The following is a 20,103-nucleotide window of genomic DNA, read 5'->3' as shown; positions in this document are numbered from 1 at the left end:
CCGGTGCGCGCAAAAGGCCCGAGAGCAGGGCGGATAGCCCCTCCCGGGATCGTCGAAAACATGGATGTTTTCGTCGAGCGTACATGGACGTATTCACAGCGTATCCCGGGAGGGGCTATCCGTCCTGCTCCGCCTCGGAATTCGAGCGCGACTGAGATCTGCAATCCACAGCGCGCTCAATGTTCGAACACAGCGTATGAACAAACCCGATATCCCGATCAGACAACAAGGGCAAACGCTCGAAAACCCACTGGGACAGTTTTCCCTCAGGCGGTGTGTCCAGTTCCGGTAGCAAGGTTTCGAGTCGTCCACGAAGCGCGCCAAGACGATGTTCACCTGCGGGCTCAATCTGGCTCTCCGTAGCTACCGATAGCCCGGACATTTCCCAGGCATAGAGCATCACCGACTGGGCAAGGTTCAGGGAGGGGTAGGTGACCTTCATGGGGATGCCGGTTAACAGATCGCAGAGAGCCAGCTCTTCATTGGACAGCCCGCGATCTTCCCGGCCAAACACCAGTGCTGCGGTTGCCACGGACGCACCCTTCGTGGCCAGAACCTTCCGCAGATCTGAGGGGCCGTGCCAATCCTGGCGCTGATGCCGGGTCTTGGCGGAGGTCCCCATCAGCAGGTCTACGGAGTTTCTTACCGCAGCCAGATCGGGGAAAATGCGCGCATTGTCCAGGATATGGTCGCTGCCATGGGCCAGCCAGTGGGCTTCCGGGCGGGTGTGCAGATCGGAATTGACCAACCACAGTTCGCCGAAGCCCATAGTGCACAACGCACGGGCGGCTGCACCGACGTTTTCCGGAACCTTGGGTTCAACAAGTACAAAGGCCAGTTGCATGACGTTACCTCCGGCGGCGAGTTTACACCACGGCGCGGAATCTTTTTACCAGCATTGGCAGCAGCTGAACGACTGGCTGGTACAGCATTCCGAGTTCTGGCAACCGGCGCCGTTCATGACGCCGGAGCCTGCCTGGGCGCGTCGTTATCCGGAACTGGCCGCCATGCTGGCGGAACTAACCGATGGGGAATGCCAGCAACTGGATGGCAGCCCGGTTGAGTTGGCGGCTCGGGTTGCCTCATGGTTGCCGTCCCTCGACCGTTACGCCGACATGGTTCAACTGCCGGAGCTGTTATCGGCACCCGAAAAGGCATCAGAGGCGACTCTCCCGGAAATCCGGGCCACGGATATGCCCGGTCGGAAACGCCTGCAGTCGGGCGCCTTTACGGCGGCACTGACACCGCTGGAACACCCCGCCCTGGACTGGTGTTGTGGTAAGGGCCATCTGTCCAGGACGCTGGCGCCGTTTTGCCCCAGTGAGATACAGGGTTTCGAGTGGAATCCGGAGCTGGTGCGCGATGGCAACCGACTGGCACAACAGTTCGGAGATCCCGTGTCGATCCGCTGCCAGGATGTTATGGCAGAGGATTTGTCGCTTCCCAGCCGTCACCACGGTGTTGCACTGCATGCTTGTGGCGATCTGCACCGGCAGTTGCTGCAGCGAGGCAGTGAAGCCGGGTTGCCAAGATTGAGCGTCTCGCCCTGCTGCTACCACCTCACCGAGATGGAACACTACCGGCCGCTTTCACAGCGGGCGGCGGATCACCCAAAAGCGCTGCAGCCGAGCCGTAACGATCTTCGGCTTGCGGTTCAGGAAACCGTGACGGCACCGGCCCGGGTGAGGGAACAGACCCGCCTTGTCAGCCAGTGGCGCCTGGGATTTGATGGTCTGCAGCGGCAACTTCGTGGGTGTGATGAGTATCTGCCGGTTCCTTCGAATCCGCCCCGCCTTTTGAACAAAGGCTTTCCCGCCTTTTGCCGTTGGGCGGCGGCAAAAAAACAGCTGCGATTACCCGATACGGTGGACTTTGATCACTGGCAGGCGTTTGGCGTGCAACGGCTGGCCGAGGTTCGCCGCCATGAGCTGGTCAGGCATCTGTTCCGGCGCCCTCTGGAACTCTGGATGGTGTTGGATTACGCGCTTTTTCTGGAAGAACAGGGGTACAGGGTCAGGCTGGGGCATTTCTGCGACCGTTCACTGACACCCCGCAACCTGCTGCTTGATGCGGTCAGGGTTTCCGGTACTCAACCCGTTCAACACAGCCATCCCTGAAATACACATAGGTCAGCTCATAGAGCGCGCCGTAATAGCGGGTCTGGTAGATCCAGACTTCCTGGGGGCTGGTGTAGGTCTCAGGAGGGTTGCCGAAAGCACGGCGCACGTTGTCACGGGTCATGCCTCGCACCACCTGCTCACGAACCAGATAACGACGCAAATCGGTAGAGTTGATAAAACGGCATGTGCCGGCCTCTTTTTCTTGTTCTGACTCTTCGGTCTGCTCTTCTGGATCAGGGGACTCCTGCACCGGGAGGTTCTGATTGAAACTGCCGCCAATGCGGTTATCCCGTAGCTCAAGCGATTCAGCATCCTCGCCGCAGGGCTGGTCCGAGAACACCGTATTGCCGTCTTTTTCGCAGCGAAAAACCTGGGACTGCGCCGGCACTGCCAGAACAGAGAGCGTGAAGATCAGTGCCATGGCTCTGAGCATCGGTTCCTCGCATTTTTGCAGAAACAAAAAAAGGCGCCCGAAGGCGCCTTTTCAAACCACTCAGGTAAAACCTTAAATTAACGGCGAACCTGAATGCGCGCTTCAACCCGGCGGTTGGCAGCTCGGCCGTCCGCTGTGTTGTTGGATGCGATCGGCTGCTCCTCACCGTAACCTACGGCTTCCACTCGTGCCGGATCAACACCCAGAGGCCCGGTCAGACGGCCAGCAACTGCTTCAGCGCGACGCTGGGACAGGAACTGGTTGTAGTCGGCAGCGCCACGGCTGTCGGTATGACCGGCGATTTCCACGATGGTTTCGGGGTTTTCCTGCATAAAGTCAGCGACGCGACGGATCTCCGCATCGTAGGCATTGCCGATGACCGAACTGTTGCTCGGGAACTGGACTTCAATGGTGAAGGTTTCGATGGTCTCGGTTACACCTTCACAACCTGTCTCATCAACCTCTGCGCCTGCGGTCGTATTTGGGCACAGATCCTGGCTGTTGACCACGCCGTCATTATCGCTGTCCAGCTCACATCCACGGCTGTTTACTTCCGCACCGCGCGGTGTGTCCGGGCACTGGTCACGACTGTCGGCCACGCCGTCGCGATCCGAATCCGGCTCGCAGCCATTGCTGTCAACGGTTGCGCCTGCCGGGGTGCCGGGGCACTGGTCCCGCGAATCCGGCACGCCATCACCATCTGCATCTGCCGGGCGCACAGGCGCCGGCGCTGCTTGCGCCACGGTGCGGGTAAACGCAAAACTGATGCCCAGAGAGACCTGAGTGTCGAAGGTGCTTTCATCAATGCCGTGGAATTCACGGAGGTCACCGCGCAGTGATACGGCGTCGCTGATGTTGTAGCGGAAGCCGGTACCCACGTTCACTCGGGTTTCGTCATGGTTGCTGCCCGCGGTGCGAACGCCACTGTTGTCCGAACCAAAGTCTGCATGGCCTGCGCCCAGAGAAACGTATGGGTTCCAGGCTTCGTCCGGCCCTGCAAAGTAATACGTACCGTCAACCCGAACTTCATCAAATTCCGATTCGCCCGGCACGTATTTGCGGTCTGCATCGGCACGTGAGTAAAGCGCCTCCACCGACCAGTGGGGACGGAAGCGGTATTCCACACCAACGCCGAAGGTGCCGGTTTCGCTCAGATCGCGCTTGTCGTCAAACAGCTGAAAACCTGCAAACGGGTTGATGTAAACGGTTTCCTGACGATCGGCCATGGCCGGGGTTGCCAGGGTAGCGGCCAGTACAGCCGCGGAAATCGGACGCATGACGTTCATGCAGAACCTCCTGTTCGTTATCGTTGTGGTACCGCACTTCCTCATGAAAAGTGCTTGTATACCCGGAATTTAGGCCAGTAGGCCAAAAAAAACAAAAAAATGATACGGATTGTTACGTCCGCAATTGTACACAGTTGACCTTTACGTACCCGAGGTCGTTTCAGGCCAGAGCGGAAAAATACAGATGCGCGCTTTTTTTACTGAAGTTAAGCATCTCGCCGTTGTCGAAATGCACCTCGAAAGAATTCTCATCTTCGGCGACCACCGAGCCGGGACCAAAGATCGCGTGGCCAAGACGTTTTTGATGCCAGAGTGGTTCCGTTGAGTTTTCGAATGTTGCCGCCTGGCCCTCAAGGGTGACGCTCTCCCGGTCGGCGTAACGCTGGCTGACCGGTGTCAGGGGGGCAGTTAACCGAATGGTTGATGTTTCTGCCGGAGATCGATCATCCAGCCAGCGACCGAATTCCTCGGCAAGTTCAAAACAGCACTCTTCCACGAAACGGCTTGGGCCCAGATCGCCGTCCAGGTGCGGTTGCTTGCTGGCCGGTCGGGTGATCATGTGCAGCCGCTGGCGTGTGCGTGTCATGGCCACATACAGCAGCCGTCGCTCGCTTTCCAGAAATGCTCTGGCATTGTCCTGGGGGCGGGGGCTGTACGGCAGGTATTTCTCCTGTAGTCCGGGAATGATAACTGTTGGCCATTCCAGACCCTTGGTGCGGTGAATCGTTGAGAGCAGCACCCCACCCTGCTGTTTTTCTCCCGCCTGTTGTTTGAGGGTTTTCAGGTGTTCCAAGGCGCCTTCAGCTGTGACATCAAGGCTTTTAAGGTACTGCCGGAATCCTTGTATCGTATCGATCCGTTCCTCGGCACTCTCATGCGTCAGCGCCAGGCTGCGGATGCCCTCGTAAAGATCAGTGTGCTCGGCATAGACGCTGATCAGTCCTGCAACCGGACCTCCGTAGCTGCGCAGTTGGGCAAGCACTTCGCCGAGTTTCCGGAGCTTGCGGGCGGCCATGGGCGCCAGCGCGTCGAAGTCCATCGCCAGCAGACGCTCGTGCCAGCCACTGGAAAATCCTGCCAGGAAACGCGCCAACTGCTCCAGCTCCGGCTCTTTCAGACCCACATGAGGAAAGCGCAACAACTGCCGTGCCAGCTCCAGGCGATCCTCGTCCGGCAGGTTTTCCAGTTTCCCGGTCACCACCATCAGAAGGGCAGTGATCGCCTGAACTTCCCGGCTGAACAGCGCGCCCTTGCCGGCATCAATCCGGTAGGGAATCTGACGAGCCAGCAACTTCAGCTCGATAGGGACACTCTGACTCCAGACCCGGAACAGTATGGCCGTGCCTGCCAGAGCCGGTTCCGGTTGGCCCTGAAGAATTTGAAGCACGGCATCGGCATCGCTTTCCGACCGATGCAGGGTGATCTCCGTGCCGGGTGTGGAAGCGTGGGAATGGCAAAGCACATCCTTGCGACCGGTGTTGTGGCAGATCAGATGGTTGGCGAGCAAAGCGACGCGATGGCCGTACCGGAAGGTATAGCTGAGCGTCTGCTCCAGCGGGCTTTCGAACTCATCGCTGAACCGCTTGAGAATAAACTCGGGCTTTGCGCCCCGGAACTCGTAGATCGTCTGGTCCGGGTCGCCAACAACCGTCACCCGGGCCCGGTCTCCAGCCACGTAGCGCAGCAGCAGGTGCTGGATTTCATTGGTGTCCTGGTACTCATCCACCAGAATCAGATCCATCTTGTTGCCCACCAGCCGCTGCAACGGCGGATTCTGGTGAATCGCCATCACCGGCTCGTACAGCATGTCGGCATAACTGATCCGGCCCTGGCTTTTACGCCACTGCTCGAAGCTGTGGAACAGATCAATGAGGTACTTGTGCTTGTCCGAATACCCCAACTCCTCAAACACGATCTCCGCCGGTGACAGCGTTGTCTTTACCAGATCAATAAACCCCGTCGCCGTCTCGACAAAATCCTTCTTGTTGCGCCGTATCTCATCCGCCAGATCCTCCGGCGCCAGCCGTCGGGTCAACTGCCAGGCCTGGAAGCTGATCTCCTGCTCGGTCAGGATTTTGTCCGAAAACCCCGGCAGATAGCCCTCCCGAACAAACCTCTTGTACAACCTCAAGCCCATGGCGTGATACGTCCGTATCTCTGGCAGCGCCAGCCCGCTCCGGGCGCACACCTCCTGCAGCTTGCGCTCGAAATCCACCCGGGCGCTGCGGTTGAACATCAACACCAGCATCCGGTCCGGATCGTGGCCCTGTTCCAGCAGATACCGGATTCGCCAGGCCAGCGTCGACGTCTTGCCACTGCCGGCTACGGCGGTAATCACCGAATGCTCATAGCCCGCGGTGATAATCGCCCGCTGCTCATCGGTGAGGAAGTCCGGAAGGTTGGTGGTCTCAGGAATTTGGGGTTCGGTCGGCATGGCCGGTATTGTAACGGCCTGCTGGTAGAGCGGATACCGCTCCCGCATAATTGCGATCAAAACATGAGAGCGAAAGGGTCTTAAACATGGAAATGTCCGAATCGGTAAACGTACTTGGCGAAAAACTCGAAACCTGCGGCAAAGACCCGATCACCGGCTTTTACCGCGATGGCTGCTGCAACGTCGGCCCGGATGATTTTGGCCTGCACGCCGTCTGCGCCGTGGTAACCGACGAATTCCTCGAATTCTCCAAAGCCCAGGGCAACGACCTCAGCACCCCCAGGCCTGAATTCGGTTTCGAAGGCCTGAAAGCGGGCGATAGCTGGTGCCTGTGTGCCGGCCGCTGGCAGGAAGCCTTTGAAGCCGGCTGTGCCCCCAGGGTTCGACTGCGGGCCACCCATCGGGCTGCCCTTGAAAAATGCGCCCTGGACGACCTCAAGTCTCATGGTGCCGACCTTAGCTGATGAGCCATTCCGGACCCGATGCCAAAGCGGATCCGTCCGCATGGCGTGCCCTGCAGGACAGCCTCACCGCCAACGGTGAACGCCGACTGGTTCTGCTTGAGGGTGATCGGGAACAGAACCTCAGGTGGCTTTCCGGTCTGTTACCCGGGTTGGAAATACAGAGCGGCCTATGGACGGGACCAGCGGATCATAGCCCCGATACCCGGCTGACCCGGGTCACGCCTCCCGGGGCTCGAAAGTGGCTCGGGTGTGAAGTCTCGCTTATCGTCTGGGATGGCTGGCACGGCAATCCTCCGGATGCCTTTGCCGCGCTCTCGGGTGCGCTCACCGCTGGTGGCCTGCTGTTCTGGCTGATGCCGCCGCTGGCAGAGTGGTCCCGCTTTGCGGATCCCGATTACTCGAGAACCGGTCTGGAGCATGGTCCGAACCATCCGTTTGCTGCCCGCATGGCCGACCTGCTTGCCGACGATGATGCGGTCATCCGGGTGTCGCCCGACCGTCCGGAATCACGGCCGCCGGTTCCACCCCTGCCTGAGAAACGCTTTCGAATCGCCGCCACCCGGGATCAGGAACAATTGGTTCAGCGCCTCGTCCGTTTTGGCCTGGGCCGACGGCGCCGGCCGCTGGTAGTGACGGCGGACCGGGGCCGTGGCAAATCTGCGGCGATGGGCATGGCTGCAGCCGAATTGTTGCGCCAAGGCAGGCAGGACATCGTGGTTACCGCGCCCTCGGAGCAGAATGTGGAGACCCTCTTTCGCCACGCCCGTGAGTCTCTCGGGGACGAATTGGCCGAAGCCAGCCCGGGGATACTCGCCTCCCGAACCGGTGGCCGCCTGAGGTTTATGCCGGTGCGTGACTTGCTGGCTTTGCGGCCGGAAGCCGAAGTGGTCCTGGTGGATGAGGCAGCAGCGATTCCGGCGCCGCTGCTGAAATCGGTTCTGCTCGGCTGGCCGAGAGTGGCGTTCGCCACCACGGTTCATGGTTACGAAGGGGCTGGCCGGGGCTTTGCCATTCGTTTTCGACAGGTCCTTGATCAATCAACGCCCCAGTGGCAGTCGGTAACGTTGAGCGAGCCGGTACGCTGGTCCATGAACGATCCGCTGGAAGCCCTGATTAGCCGACTCTTTTTGCTGGAGGCCGACGGTGGTCGCTTGCCCGGTAAAACTGAATACAGCGCCGGCGAGCTGGTCATCGAACCCTGGGAGCCGGCAACGGCAAGTGACGAAGCTCTGTCCCGTGCCTTTGGGTTGCTGGTGGATGCCCATTACCGGACCAGCCCCGCTGATCTGAGGCAGTGGCTGGATGACCCGGCCGCCCGTAGCTGGCGCGCGCGAATTGGCGATCAGACGGTTGGTGTGCTCTGGTGCGCGCTCGAAGGTGGCCTTCCGGATGAGCTGGCACAGCAGGTCAGTCTGGGTACCCGGCGAATACGGGGCCATCTGCTGCCGCAATCGTTGGCCAGCCACAGCGGCTATCCCGAGGCCGCGGTCCTGCGGGGTCTGAGGGTTGTCCGCATTGCAGTATCAGACGAGGTCAGACGCGCGGGCATTGGCCAAAGCATGGTGCAGGCTGCCAGGGCGTATGCCGCCGAGCAGGATGTTGATTACCTCGGAACCAGCTTCGGTGGCAGCGCTGACCTGCTCGCGTTTTGGCAGACCTGCGGTCTGCATGTGGTCAGGGTTGGCTTGCAGCAGGAAGCATCCAGTGGCGAATACCCACTGCAGATGGTGGCCGGCTTTTCGCAGGCTGGTCGCGATCTGGAAGGGCGCATCCGCAACCGCCTGGCCGATCATTGGCTTACTCTCTTGCCCGGCAACTGGCAGGGGCTGGAGCCAACATTGCTGGCCGGGATAACCGCCGATCTGCCCACCGGGCCGACGCTGGACAAGGATGATTTGCGGGATCTCCGCAATTTCGCCAATGGGCATCGTGGCTTTCAGGTTACTGTCCCGGTATTGCGGAAGCTGAGTCAGGTGCCGGGGATCATGGCGTGGCTGAAAAGCCATGAGGCGCTTGCGGTCTGGTGCCAGGGTGTTCTTCAGGGGCGGCCCTGGTCCGCGCTGCAGGCGGACAGGCTTTGCCTGGGCCAGAGAGAAGGCGAAGATCGTCTGCGACAGGTGGTGCGTGATCTTTTGAAGGATGGCCCGGGTTTGTGACTCGCTCGATTTAATTTCCGCCGGTGTCTGCCCAGAATGGGCTCTCGTATCCTTTCAACGAGATCCACAGAGACTGTTTGTTATGGCCAAGGGAACCGGCGCCTTCCGTTTTTTGCTGATATTACTTCCGCTTGTTGTTTTCCTGTCCGCCTGCGCCTCCCCGAACCAACCGGTTGCTCTGAGCCCCGAGGCCCTGGCCGAGGCGGATGCACTGCTGGTTTCAGCCGCCGGGAATGGTGAAAAGCGGCGCGTGCAGCTGTTGTTGTCGGCCGGCGCCGATGTGAACACCAGTGACCAGTACGGGTATACCCCCGTGATGCGGGCGGCGGAAAACGGCCATCTGTCGGTGGTGAAGGTATTGGTGGCAGCCGGTGCCAACGTCAACGTGAGTCAGGGGGGCGAATCCCTGCTGATGAAAATCGTGGCCAACGGGGATTTGCTGACGGCGGAGAGGCTGGTGGCGGCCGGAGCCGACGTCAATTACGAGGCGAGCGATGGCCAAACGGCACTGGACGTTGCCCGCGCCACCAACAATCGGGATCTGGAAATGTTGCTGGTGCAGGCGGGCGCCGAGTTCTAGCGCCGACCGGCTTACTCCAGGCCCATCGGATCCGTCTCGTCATCCCACTCCGGGGTGAAATGAGCCGCAACCACGTCTTCCGGCACATCGGCCACGCTCGGGTAACTCCATTTTGGCTGACGGTCCTTGTCGATAGCCAGAGCCCGGATTCCCTCTGCCAGATCAGGCCGGCGGATGCATTCGGAAACCATCGCCAGTTCCATGCGGAAGGCGTCCTTCAGGGACATTTGCTGCGCTTTCTGTAACTGGGTCCAGACCAGCCATGCAGAGACCGGGCATCCGTTTCTGAGCGTGTTCATACACGCATGCCACCAGTCGCAGTCAACCTCCGCTGCAAGCAGTTGATCAACGATGTCCGGAAGTTCATCGCCGGCGCTCAGCCTGGCAATCCGCTGTTCGTGCCGGGCGAGGTGACTGGGTGGCAGTGTCCGGTAATCCGGTGTCTGGATCTGGTTGAGTAACCTGAACAGTCGATTGTCATCGGCGGCGGTTTGGCCGGTCCAGCGTTCCGAGGCCAGTCGGTCAAGCAGGCGATCCCGGTCCTCCGGCAGGATGGCCATGTCGGCGAGACCAACCCGCAGCGTATCGCTGACGTTCAAACGGGCGCCGGTCAGCCCCATGAACAGCCCCAGCCTTCCTGGCAGCCGTTTCAGAAACCAGCTGGCACCCACATCCGGAAACAGCCCGATCGTGATCTCGGGCATTGCCAGCGTGACATCGGGTGTAACCAGCCGATACCGGCAGCCTGAGAACACACCAAGACCGCCGCCCATCACCACGCCGTGGGCTATACCCAGCACCGGCTTTGGGAAGCGATGGATGTTGTAATCCATCCGGTATTCCCGGCTGAAAAACCGTACCGGTTTCTCCGGCTCTTGCCCATCGAGAATTGCATCATAGAGTTCGCGGATATCACCGCCGGCGCAAAAGGCTCTCTCACCGGCGCCCTGAATGACCACGATGCAGATTCGGTCATCATTGGCCCAGCGGTCCAGGATGTCCTGGATCTGCTCGATCATGTGTTCGGAAAGCGCGTTGAGAGTGCCCGGGGAGTTCAGTGTCAGAACACCCATGTGCCCTTCGCGGCATGCAAGTTCCTCGGCCTCTACAGACATTGGCGTTTTCTCCGGAGAATTAAATCAATCTTGGATACGGAATCGAACGTACTTTCACCCTAATAGCCAGAACAGGAAAGAGGACTAACGTCGAAAAGATGTCCTTGACCTATCGCATTTGAGGTTGCCCCGCTCTGTGCTATAAGTGCAAGTCAGTTTAGTGCCCGGCCTCCGAACCGGCCTTAAAATCTGGAAAATGACGATGAGAGGGTAATAACAATGAATCTGAAACACTACGCTGTTGCGGGAATTTTTGCGCTTGGCGCTGCTGTGCCTGCAGTAGTTTCTGCCGCAGATGCCGAAGCCGGCAAGGCCAAGGCGGCTGTCTGTGCTGCGTGCCATGGCCAGAATGGTCTTGCGCAAATTCCGACATACCCGAACCTGGCGGGCCAGAACGAGCAGTACCTGGTATCGGCCCTGAAGGCGTACAAGAACAAGCAACGCTCTGGCGGCCAGGCTGCGATTATGCAGGGGCAGGCTGCTGCCCTGAGTGACACTGATATCGCCAACCTCGCGGCCTACTACGCCAGTCTGCCGGCAGACGGCGGCAAGTAAGCCTTACCCTGTCAGCGAAGCGGCTCAGGCCGCTCCGCTGACGATGCGATAGCTCGGTCTGTAAGCCGAAGAACCCGGTAGTTTCATTCGGTTCTGGGTCACAAACTGCTCGAGCATGGCTTCGAGCGGTTTTATCAGAGTCGGGTCGCCTGCGATTTCGAATGGCCCCTTCTCCTGAACCTGTCGTATGCCACCCTCCTTGACGTTACCGGCAACAATGCCACTGAAGGCCTTGCGCAAATTCGCAGCGATAAGGTGCACAGGCTGGTCCCGGTGCAGCTCCAGCGCCCGCATGTTGTCGTGATTGGGCTCGAACGGCAGCTGGAACACCGGGTCGATCTTCAGCATCCAGTTGAAATAATAGGCATCCTGCATGGCGCGCCGGAACGTCTCGACCTCCTTCATCCCTTTTTTCATGGTCTGGGCCACGCGCACCGGATCGTCGATGATGATCTCGTATTTGCTCGCAGCCTCATCCCCGAGGGCGTTCCGGATGAACTTGTCGATCATCTCGAAGTATTCCGCGTTTTCCTGCCGGCCGGTAAATACCACCGGGAAGGGTAGATCCGCATTGTCCGGATGCAGCAGGATCCCGAGCAGGTAGAGAATTTCCTCGGCGGTGCCGACACCGCCCGGGAATACAATCACGCCGTGACCACAGCGGACGAACGCTTCCAGGCGCTTTTCAATGTCCGGCATGATGACCAGTTCATTGACGATAGGGTTTGGGGCTTCGGCGCCAATGATGCCGGGTTCTGTAATACCGATGTAGCGACCGTTCTTTACCCGCTGCTTGGCGTGGCCAATGGTGGCACCTTTCATGGGCCCTTTCATGGCACCCGGGCCACATCCGGTGCAGATGCTCAGGGCCCTGAGCCCCAACTGATGACCGACATCCTTGCTGTACTGGTATTCTTCATGTCCGATGGAGTGGCCACCCCAGCAGACCACGAGGTCTGGTTGTCTTCCCGCCTGCAGCACCCGGGCGTTGCGGAGAATGTGGAACACGTAATTGGTCAGGTCCTCCGGATCATCCCGGCGAAAACCGGCGGCTGTCTGAGGGATCGAATGCGAGTAGATAATGTCTCGTAAAACCGAGAACAGGTGCTCGCGGATCGCCCTCAGCATTTCGCCATCAACAAAGGCATGGCCGGGCGCATTGATCAGTTCCAGTTTGAGGCCCCGGGGCTGCGGTACCAGGCGGACATCAAAGTCGGCATGGGATTCCATCAATGCCTTGCAGTCGTCAGTCTCGATGCCGGTATTGAGAACCGCCAGCGCGCATTGGCGAAACAGCCGGTAAAGGCCGCCTTCGCTGCGGTCCTTGAGGCGGTTGACCTCATGATTGGAGAGAATTTCAAGGCTGCCCTCTGGTGAGACGAGGGCATTGATGGTGGTTTCCTGCATTAACGGTGAAACTCCTGGATGTTGCGGAAATGCCCGATTTTGAGGCACGCATTCAAAAGGGTAGACTAAGGCCTTTCAGTACAATACGCCACCCGACAAAATTCCGATTTATGAAACTGCTTATTCGTCCCGCTCCGGAAGTTGCTATCAAGAGTAAACCCGTCCGTCGCCAGCAGATGCGTCATCTGCGCCAGAACATCCGAAAGCTGCTGGCGCGGCTTGATCCGGAGATTCGGGTTGAAGGCAGCTGGGACAGGGTGGACGTGGAGGTGCCAGACGGTCGTGGGTTGTCCGGGCCGGCCCTTGAGCTGCTTTTGCGCATACCGGGCATTTCCACGATCCAGGAAATCGGAGCGTTTCCATTTGTCAGTCTGGAAGACGTTGCCGAGAAGGCTGTTGAGGCCTTTGCGGACCGGTTGGCTGGCAAAACCTTTGCCGTCAGGGCCCGACGTCACGGTGAACACAGTTTCCGCTCTATTGATCTGGAGCGCACCGTGGGTGCCGCGCTTATGCAGGCATCGGGTGCCAGTGGGGTTGATCTGAAATCCCCACAGGTTGAGGTGCGGATTGAAGTCCAGGACGACCAGTTCCATATTGCCCATCGCAAGCACCGGGGGTTGGGCGGCTATCCGCTGGGCAGTGTCGAAAATGTGCTGACCCTGATTTCCGGGGGCTATGATTCTTCGGTGGCGGCTTACTTGATGATGCGAAGGGGTTTGCGCAATCACTTCCTGTTTTTCAACCTCGGAGGCACGGCTCACGAGGTTGGTGTGCGCCAGGTGGTGCACTACCTGTGGGATCGCTACGGTGCCTCCCACAGTGCCAAGTTTATCTCGGTGCCCTTCGAGGGTGTTGTCGCTGAAATCATGCGTTCGGTGAGTCACCGTCACTGGGGCGTGGTTCTGAAACGACAGATGCTGATGGCAGCTGCCGAGATTGCTCGCAAGAACAACTCAGTGGGCGTGGTAACCGGCGATGCCGTCGCCCAGGTATCGAGTCAGACTCTGAGCAACCTCAACGTGGTAGACAGGGCCAGTGACGAGGTGGTTCTGCGCCCGTTGGTTTCCATGGACAAGGAATCCATTATCCGCATCGCCAGGGAGATTGGTACCGAAGTCTACGCCTGCAACATGCCGGAATACTGTGGTGTGATTTCCCAGAAGCCGGCCACTCGTGCCAAGTTACACCGGGTAGAGGAAGATGAATCCCGGATGGATGCTTCCGTGCTTGCAAGCGCAATCGAGGCCCGGGAAGAAACGCCGGTCAATCGGTTGCTGGAAACGACCGTGACCCCTGAGGAAGTGGAAATGGTGCAGACGCCCTCCGTGGATGACGTGATTATTGATGTCCGCCACCCTTCCGAGGGGGAGCAGTCACCGCTGAAACTGACTAACAACGAAATTCTGCAGATTCCGTTCTACGAGCTGAATCAACAGCTGCCGGAGTTGCCGGCCAACCGGCAGTATCTCCTGTATTGCGATCGCGGCACCATGAGCCGCATGCATGCGGGGCACCTCAGGGCCGAGGGGCACGAAAACGTAAAGGTTTACGCGCCCGCGGCCTGAAATATCAGCCGGCCAGGCCTTTGAAGAACTGCTGGACGTTCTCGCTCAGGGCGTCCAGGTCATATCCGCCTTCCTGCACCACCAGAGTAGGCAGTCCCAGCTGGCGCACATGGGTGCTGAGCCTGCAGAAACCTTCCGATGATACCGATACCTTGGCCTGGGGATCGTTCTTGTAGATGTCGAACCCGAGGGCGAGGATTATGGCGTCCGGCTGGAACAGCTTGATCGCTGCAAGGGCGTCGTCCAGTTTCGCGAAGAAGTCATCTTCCGAGGAACCATGGGGCATCGGCATGTTGATGTTGTAGCCAAAACCTTCCCCTTCACCACGTTCGTTCTCGAAGCCGCTGACTACCGGGTAGAAGTTGGTGGTATCGCCGTGGATGGAGATGTACAGCACATCGCTGCGATCGTAGAAAATCTCCTGGATACCCTGGCCGTGGTGCATGTCGGTATCCAGGATAACGATTTTCGGGAACCGTGCCTTCATATGCTCGGCAGCAATTGCGGCGTTGTTGAGGTAACAGAAACCACCGGCGGCATCCCGGCGGGCATGGTGCCCAGGCGGACGGCACACGGCGTACGACGTTCTGTCGCCGGCGATCAGTGCATCAGCCGCACCCAACGCGCTCTGGGCAGACCAGTACGCGGCATGCCAAGTGTGTTCGCCAATCGGACAGCTGCCATCAGCCTGATAGCGGGCCGCCTCTGCGAGAATGCCAGTCAGGTGATTCGGGGAACGGACGAAAATATTCGAAATAACCTCATCGCCCCAGTCATCCATCTGCTTCCAGCGCCGATGCGCAGATTCAAGAAAGCGCAGGTAGCCCAGATCGTGGACTTTTGAAATCGGCCCCGCGCCCTGGTCTGCTGGCTGCAGCACAGAGATGCCCAGTTCCCTGAGTCCGCCCAGCATTTCACCAGTGCGGGCAGGAATTTCCTGGGGCTGGCGCATCTGTCCCCGGGTAAAGTAGGTCTGTGGAACATGCTCATCCTGTGCGGGATGGAAAAATGCCTTCATTGTTCGGTCTCCTGGGTGGCTGATCCCCCGAGTATAGGCACACTCAGGCGATGATCAAAAGCCTGCCCTTGACTTTACAGGTTGGGATACAACATCCACTATGAAAGACATAAAACACTGACGCAACCAGATTACCTTTACTGCGCCCCACTCGGGGCGGAGCCAATCACAGAAGAGGAGCCGAGATGATCGAGTCACCCCTGCTGGAAAAGCTGACCGGCTATATCGGTGGTCGCTGGACTGACAATGAACATGGCAACACCTTCGATGTCTATAACCCGGCAACGGGTAAGGTGATCGCCCAGGTCGCATCCATGTCGGAAGACGAAGTGAACGCCGCCGTTGCCTCCGGCAAGTCGGCACTGCGACTGACCAGTCCCTACAGCATCGAGACCCGCCGGAAGTGGCTGGAAGACATCCGGGATGCGCTCAAGGCCAACAAGGAGGAAGTCGGTCGGATCCTGTGCATGGAGCATGGCAAGCCGCTGCAGGAGGCCCAGGGCGAAGTGGATTACGCCGCCGGGTTCTTCGATTACTGCTCCAAGCACATCCAGGCCCTGGATGCCCATACCATTCCGGAAAAGCCAAAAGACTGCACCTGGACCGTTCACTACCGGCCCATTGGCGTCACCGGCCTGATCACGCCCTGGAACTTCCCAATTGGCATGATCGCGAAGAAGCTCTCCGCTGCGCTGGCGGCAGGCTGCCCCTCGGTGATCAAACCGGCCAGTGAAACCCCGCTGACCATGATTGCCTTGTTCAGCCTGATGGATAAGCACACCGACATACCTGACGGCATGGTGAACCTGGTGATGGGTAAAGCCAGTGTGATCGGCAAGGTTCTCTGTGAGAGCCCCGACGTGCCCATGCTCAGCTTTACCGGTTCCACCGAAGTGGGCCGTAAGCTGATTGTCGACACCGCAGATCAGGTCAAGAAACTGGCCCTCGAGCTGGGCGGCAACGCACCGTTCATCGTCTTCGACGACGCCGATCTGGACGCTGCGGCGGATAACCTCATCGCCAACAAATTCCGTGGTGGTGGCCAGACCTGTGTTTGTGCCAACCGGATTTTCGTGCATGAGAAAGTGGCCGATGCCTTCGGTGAAAAGCTTGCCGAGCGTGTTAACAAGATGACCGTCGGTGACGGCATCAACGGCGACGTGGATCTTGGCCCCCTGATCAACCAGGCTGGCTACGACAAGGTCAAACGCCACGTACAGGACGCCCTTGAAAAAGGCGCTACCCTGGTTGCCGGCAAGAAACCGGAAGATCTGGGTAACGACCTGTTCTTCCCGCCGACCGTCGTGCACGGCGTAAACCGGGATATGTACTGCTACCAGGAAGAAACCTTCGGCCCGCTGGTGCCCATGGCCCTGTTCCGCACGGAAGAGGAAGTCATCGAAGCCGGTAACGACACCGAGTTCGGTCTCGCCTCCTACGTGTTCACCAACGATGCCGAACGCGCCCAGCGCGTGGCTGCTGGCCTTCGTTTCGGCCACTGCGGCTGGAACACCGGCACCGGCCCGACACCGGAAGCGCCGTTTGGTGGCATGAAAGCCTCTGGTATTGGTCGTGAAGGCGGCCTGGAAGGTCTGTTCGAGTTTGTTGAAGCGCAGACTGTACCAAGGGGTTTTTAACAGAGAAGCCATCTCCAAAGCGAGATAAGCGCGGGGGCGGGGCTCTGTTCAGGACTGTCTGTGGCCAGGGATGGCCACAGCCAAGCGCACATGGATGTGCTCGTAGCGTGTCCTGAACAGAGCCCCGCCCTCGTGCTTTTCCCCTCAAGAAAAGGGCTAACCCAAGCCCAAAAGAAATCCCGCATTTCTCCTGTTATACTCTCAGACCTGTTTATTTAACCAGTAGCGAACCGATTCTTTATGGACGTCTCCCACATCATCGATCCGTTGAACGATGCCCAGCGTGAAGCTGTTACCGCTCAGAACGATCACCTTTTGGTTCTGGCAGGTGCAGGAAGTGGTAAAACCCGTGTTCTGGTGCACCGGATCGCCTGGTTGATGACCGTGGATCGGGTGCCGCCCACTGGCATCCTGGCGGTTACGTTTACCAACAAGGCCGCCAAGGAGATGCGTTACCGCATTGAGCAGATGATGGACATTCCGGCTCGCGGCCTCTGGTTTGGCACCTTTCATGGCATCGCGCACCGTCTGTTGCGCTCGCACTGGAAAGACGCTGGCTTGCCGGAGAACTTCCAGGTTCTGGACAGTGACGACCAGCTGCGGCTGATCAAGCGGGTGATGCGGGAAAACCAGATTGATGAGAGCAAGTGGCCGCCGAAGCAGGCCCAGTGGTTTATCAGTAGCCAGAAGGACGAAGGGCTGCGGGCGGATCATATCCAGGAGAATCCGGGCGACCATTTCCTGTCGATCATGCTGAAGATCTATCGCCAGTACGAAAAACTCTGCCAGCAGGGTGGTCTGGTGGATTTTGGCGAGTTGTTGCTGCGATCCCATGAACTGTGGCTGCATCGTCCGGAGCTGCTGGCCCATTACCAGAGCCGGTTCCAGCATATCCTGGTGGACGAGTTTCAGGACACCAACACCATTCAATACGCCTGGCTGCAGGTGCTGGCCAGCAATCGCGTGCCAATGACGGTGGTGGGGGACGACGATCAGTCTATCTACGGCTGGCGGGGCGCCAAGGTCGAAAACATCCAGCAGTACCAGCGGGATTTCCCCAATGCCCGGTTGGTGCGTCTGGAGCAGAATTACCGCTCCACCCAGATGATCCTGAAGGCGGCCAACGCGGTGATCGCCAACAACCAGGGCCGGCTGGGCAAGGAGCTCTGGACCGACGGTCCGGAAGGCGAACCGATCAGCCTTTACGCGGCGTTCAACGAACAGGACGAAGCCAACTACATTGCCGACAGCATTTCCGCCTGGGTGCAGGACGGCAATCTGCGCAGTGAATCCGCGATTCTCTATCGCTCCAACGCCCAGTCCCGGGTGCTGGAAGAATCGCTGATGCGCCAGGGGATCCCATATCGGGTCTATGGAGGTCTGCGTTTCTATGACCGCCAGGAAATCCGAAACGCCCTGGCGTACCTGAGGCTGGTCCAGTATCGTCGCGACGATGCGGCATTTGAGCGAGTGGTGAATGTGCCGCCCCGCGGCATTGGCGCAAAGAGCCTCGCGGAGCTTCGGGAATACGCCACCGAGCAAAGCATCTCCTTGTGGGAATCCGCCGAGCGGCTGCTGGACGCCGGGCAGGTGAAAGGCCGGGCCAAAACCGGCCTGCAGTCTTTCATTGCCATCATCGAAGGCCTCTCCGAAATGGTCGGCGATGCGTCATTGCATGGCCTGATGAAGCAGACCATCGAAAACAGCGGCTTGAAGGATTATCACGCCAGCGAAAAAGGCGAGAAAGGCCAGGCCCGGGTGGAAAACCTCGAGGAACTGGTGAATGCCCTGTCTGATTACGAAGTGGAGGATGGCGTCGACGCGCTGTCGGAATTCATTGCCCAGGCGGCTCTGGATGCGGGTGAGTCCCAGGCCGGGGATCATGAAGACAGCGTTCAGCTGATGACCCTGCACTCTGCCAAGGGCCTGGAGTTTCCCCTGGTGTTCCTGGCCGGCGTGGAAGAGGGGCTGTTTCCCCACGGCATGTCCCTGGAAGAGCCGGGTCGCATGGAGGAGGAGCGCCGATTGGCCTACGTGGGCATAACCCGGGCCATGAAGAAGCTGGTACTCACTTACGCCGAATCCCGGCGTTTGTACGGTCAGGAAAAGTTCAACGCGTTGTCCCGGTTTGTGCGGGAGATTCCGGGCGACTGTCTGCAGGAAGTGCGGCTGCGCAATACCGTCACCCGTCCGGCCATGGTCGAACGCCCCAACCAAAGCATGTTCAGTCAGGATTCAGCACAGCAATCCGGGTTTAGCCTGGGGCAGCGGGTGCGCCATCCCAAGTTTGGCGAGGGTATCGTGATGAATTCGGAGGGCACCGGGCACCATACTCGGGTGCAGGTGAATTTTGATGAGGGCGCCAAGTGGCTGGTTCTGGCGTATGCGCCTCTAGAGGCCTGCTAATTGTAAGCAGGCCTACATCAGAACTGCGTAAATCACACCCGCCAGAACAATCCGATAGATAACATACGGCCACATGCCTACCTTGTTGAGCCACTTCAGGAAGAAGTGGATCGCGGTAATGGCCATAAGGAACGAAGTCACCCCGCCAATCAGAAAACCACTCCAGTCGACGATCACATCCGAAGTTGCTACTTCCAGCAGTTTCACCGCCGATGCCAGCACGATGATGGGAATTGCCAACAGGAATGAGAACCTGGAGGCGGTTTCGCGGGTCATGCCCAGGAACAGGCCGGCGGTGATGGTTACGCCGGAACGGGAGGTGCCGGGGACGAGGGCCATGGCCTGGGCAATGCCTACCAGGACGGCGTCTTTCCAGTTCAGTTTGTCGAGGGTGCGCTGACGTTTGGGCAGCCAGTCTGCAAGGCCGAGGAGCAGGCCGAAGAACAGGGTGGTGAAGACGATGACTTCCACCGCCCGGAGTTCATTGTCGATCATATCCAGCAACGCCAGGCCGGCCAGGCCCGCAGGGATGGTGCCGATGACGAGGTACCAGGCCAGGGCGCCCTGGCCAACGATTTTGCGGCGGCTGACGGAAATCAGACCGTCCCGGGCAATACCAAAAACATCCCTTCGGAAATAGAGCACAACCGCCAGTAAGGTCCCGACGTGCACCGACAGGTCGAAGCCTACGCCCTGATCGGTCCAGCCGAACAGCGCCGGGGTGAGGATCAGGTGAGCGGAGCTGGAGATGGGCAGGAATTCGGTCAGTCCCTGGAGAAGGCCAAGGAAAAGGGCCTGGAAAACGTCCATTGCGTGGATTCCGTCAGAGTCAGTGCGTCAGAAATGTGGCCGCGATATTAGCAGGGTGACGGTGAGCTGAACAGGTAATGCGAGTGAGGTCAGCGCCGTGACCAAAAGCCCGGCGCT

16 protein-coding genes are annotated in these 20,103 nt (G+C 59.2%); 8 read left to right on the top strand and 8 right to left on the bottom strand.

The genetic code is table 11. The annotated features are described in order from the left end of the window. Positions 1-115 precede the first annotated feature (115 nt). A complete protein-coding gene (locus tag ACP86_RS07615) occupies positions 116-844 on the bottom strand; it encodes a tRNA/rRNA methyltransferase (RefSeq protein ID WP_008173009.1) in 729 nt (242 codons plus the stop codon). Here ACP86_RS07615 and ACP86_RS07610 point away from each other — a divergent pair. Further along, entirely contained in the window at positions 843-2,117 is a 1,275-nt protein-coding gene (locus ACP86_RS07610; protein ID WP_008173007.1) for a methyltransferase, read from the top strand. The genes ACP86_RS07615 and ACP86_RS07610 overlap by 2 nt on opposite strands. Here the strand turns inward: ACP86_RS07610 and ACP86_RS07605 are convergent. From ACP86_RS07605 to ACP86_RS07595, 3 genes are all read right to left on the bottom strand, one after another. After that, positions 2,074-2,553 carry a DUF4124 domain-containing protein gene (locus tag ACP86_RS07605; RefSeq protein ID WP_008173005.1) on the bottom strand — a complete coding sequence of 160 codons (480 nt, stop codon included), beginning with the start codon at positions 2,551-2,553 and terminating at the stop codon, positions 2,074-2,076. The genes ACP86_RS07610 and ACP86_RS07605 overlap by 44 nt on opposite strands. A gap of 77 nt (positions 2,554-2,630) precedes the next feature. Further along, on the bottom strand, positions 2,631-3,839 hold the full coding sequence (locus ACP86_RS07600) for an OmpA family protein (protein WP_053113221.1): 1,209 nt from the start codon (positions 3,837-3,839) through the stop codon (positions 2,631-2,633). Between the two features lie 160 nt (positions 3,840-3,999). Continuing rightward, entirely contained in the window at positions 4,000-6,321 is a 2,322-nt protein-coding gene (locus tag ACP86_RS07595; protein WP_053113220.1) for an ATP-dependent helicase, read from the bottom strand. Positions 6,322-6,359: 38 nt separating this feature from the next. On the opposite strand from ACP86_RS07595, the gene ACP86_RS07590 reads away from it, so the two are divergent. The 3 genes from ACP86_RS07590 (at position 6,360) to ACP86_RS07580 (ending at position 9,473) form a co-directional block, all read left to right on the top strand. Continuing rightward, positions 6,360-6,737 (top strand): DUF2237 family protein, encoded by a 378-nt coding sequence (locus ACP86_RS07590; RefSeq protein ID WP_008173000.1) that lies wholly within the window; start codon positions 6,360-6,362, stop codon positions 6,735-6,737. Continuing rightward, a complete protein-coding gene (locus ACP86_RS07585) occupies positions 6,737-8,893 on the top strand; it encodes a tRNA(Met) cytidine acetyltransferase TmcA (RefSeq protein WP_053113219.1) in 2,157 nt (718 codons plus the stop codon). The genes ACP86_RS07590 and ACP86_RS07585 overlap by 1 nt, the downstream gene beginning before the upstream one ends. A gap of 82 nt (positions 8,894-8,975) precedes the next feature. Further along, on the top strand, positions 8,976-9,473 hold the full coding sequence (locus ACP86_RS07580; protein ID WP_008172997.1) for an ankyrin repeat domain-containing protein: 498 nt from the start codon (positions 8,976-8,978) through the stop codon (positions 9,471-9,473). Positions 9,474-9,484: 11 nt separating this feature from the next. On the opposite strand, the gene ACP86_RS07575 is transcribed toward ACP86_RS07580, so the two are convergent. Continuing rightward, complete coding sequence (locus ACP86_RS07575; RefSeq protein ID WP_008172996.1) at positions 9,485-10,588, bottom strand: enoyl-CoA hydratase/isomerase family protein; 1,104 nt, start codon at positions 10,586-10,588, stop codon at positions 9,485-9,487. Positions 10,589-10,807: 219 nt separating this feature from the next. Here ACP86_RS07575 and ACP86_RS07570 point away from each other — a divergent pair, with 219 nt between their 5' ends. Next, entirely contained in the window at positions 10,808-11,143 is a 336-nt protein-coding gene (locus tag ACP86_RS07570) for a c-type cytochrome (RefSeq protein ID WP_053113218.1), read from the top strand. A gap of 24 nt (positions 11,144-11,167) precedes the next feature. Here ACP86_RS07570 and ppnN read toward each other — a convergent pair whose 3' ends face one another. Next, positions 11,168-12,550: a nucleotide 5'-monophosphate nucleosidase PpnN gene (ppnN, locus tag ACP86_RS07565; protein WP_014578587.1), complete on the bottom strand. Its 1,383-nt coding sequence runs from the start codon at positions 12,548-12,550 to the stop codon at positions 11,168-11,170. Between the two features lie 110 nt (positions 12,551-12,660). Between ppnN and thiI the strand changes: the two genes are divergently transcribed. After that, positions 12,661-14,115, top strand: a complete 1,455-nt coding sequence (gene thiI, locus ACP86_RS07560) for a tRNA uracil 4-sulfurtransferase ThiI (RefSeq protein ID WP_053113217.1) — start codon at positions 12,661-12,663, stop codon at positions 14,113-14,115. Positions 14,116-14,119: 4 nt separating this feature from the next. Here the strand turns inward: thiI and ACP86_RS07555 are convergent, their stop codons facing one another. Beyond that, positions 14,120-15,133, bottom strand: a complete 1,014-nt coding sequence (locus ACP86_RS07555; protein WP_008172990.1) for a histone deacetylase family protein — start codon at positions 15,131-15,133, stop codon at positions 14,120-14,122. 185 nt (positions 15,134-15,318) lie between these two features. On the opposite strand from ACP86_RS07555, the gene ACP86_RS07550 reads away from it, so the two are divergent. Next, positions 15,319-16,770: an NAD-dependent succinate-semialdehyde dehydrogenase gene (locus tag ACP86_RS07550; RefSeq protein WP_008172988.1), complete on the top strand. Its 1,452-nt coding sequence runs from the start codon at positions 15,319-15,321 to the stop codon at positions 16,768-16,770. Positions 16,771-17,010: 240 nt separating this feature from the next. Beyond that, positions 17,011-19,176, top strand: a complete 2,166-nt coding sequence (gene uvrD, locus ACP86_RS07545; RefSeq protein WP_053113216.1) for a DNA helicase II — start codon at positions 17,011-17,013, stop codon at positions 19,174-19,176. Positions 19,177-19,188: 12 nt separating this feature from the next. On the opposite strand, the gene ACP86_RS07540 is transcribed toward uvrD, so the two are convergent. Next, positions 19,189-19,986, bottom strand: coding sequence for an undecaprenyl-diphosphate phosphatase (locus tag ACP86_RS07540; RefSeq protein WP_053113215.1), 798 nt, complete (start codon positions 19,984-19,986; stop codon positions 19,189-19,191). Between the last annotated feature and the right edge of the window lie 117 nt (positions 19,987-20,103).

Source organism: Marinobacter sp. CP1 (assembly GCF_001266795.1).
Taxonomy (GTDB): domain Bacteria; phylum Pseudomonadota; class Gammaproteobacteria; order Pseudomonadales; family Oleiphilaceae; genus Marinobacter; species Marinobacter flavimaris.
The sequence above is the reverse complement of the archived record's forward strand: the minus strand, read 5'-3'. Positions and strand labels throughout refer to the sequence as shown.

Coding starts and splice junctions, on each gene's coding strand:
- ACP86_RS07610 (WP_008173007.1), top strand. CDS start 843: ATGACGTTACCTCCGGCGGCGAGTTTACACCACGGCGCGGAATCTTTT.
- ACP86_RS07615 (WP_008173009.1), bottom strand. CDS start 844: ATGCAACTGGCCTTTGTACTTGTTGAACCCAAGGTTCCGGAAAACGTC.
- ACP86_RS07605 (WP_008173005.1), bottom strand. CDS start 2,553: ATGCTCAGAGCCATGGCACTGATCTTCACGCTCTCTGTTCTGGCAGTG.
- ACP86_RS07600 (WP_053113221.1), bottom strand. CDS start 3,839: ATGAACGTCATGCGTCCGATTTCCGCGGCTGTACTGGCCGCTACCCTG.
- ACP86_RS07595 (WP_053113220.1), bottom strand. CDS start 6,321: ATGCGGGAGCGGTATCCGCTCTACCAGCAGGCCGTTACAATACCGGCC.
- ACP86_RS07590 (WP_008173000.1), top strand. CDS start 6,360: ATGGAAATGTCCGAATCGGTAAACGTACTTGGCGAAAAACTCGAAACC.
- ACP86_RS07585 (WP_053113219.1), top strand. CDS start 6,737: ATGAGCCATTCCGGACCCGATGCCAAAGCGGATCCGTCCGCATGGCGT.
- ACP86_RS07580 (WP_008172997.1), top strand. CDS start 8,976: ATGGCCAAGGGAACCGGCGCCTTCCGTTTTTTGCTGATATTACTTCCG.
- ACP86_RS07575 (WP_008172996.1), bottom strand. CDS start 10,588: ATGTCTGTAGAGGCCGAGGAACTTGCATGCCGCGAAGGGCACATGGGT.
- ACP86_RS07570 (WP_053113218.1), top strand. CDS start 10,808: ATGAATCTGAAACACTACGCTGTTGCGGGAATTTTTGCGCTTGGCGCT.
- ppnN (WP_014578587.1), bottom strand. CDS start 12,550: ATGCAGGAAACCACCATCAATGCCCTCGTCTCACCAGAGGGCAGCCTT.
- thiI (WP_053113217.1), top strand. CDS start 12,661: ATGAAACTGCTTATTCGTCCCGCTCCGGAAGTTGCTATCAAGAGTAAA.
- ACP86_RS07555 (WP_008172990.1), bottom strand. CDS start 15,133: ATGAAGGCATTTTTCCATCCCGCACAGGATGAGCATGTTCCACAGACC.
- ACP86_RS07550 (WP_008172988.1), top strand. CDS start 15,319: ATGATCGAGTCACCCCTGCTGGAAAAGCTGACCGGCTATATCGGTGGT.
- uvrD (WP_053113216.1), top strand. CDS start 17,011: ATGGACGTCTCCCACATCATCGATCCGTTGAACGATGCCCAGCGTGAA.
- ACP86_RS07540 (WP_053113215.1), bottom strand. CDS start 19,986: ATGGACGTTTTCCAGGCCCTTTTCCTTGGCCTTCTCCAGGGACTGACC.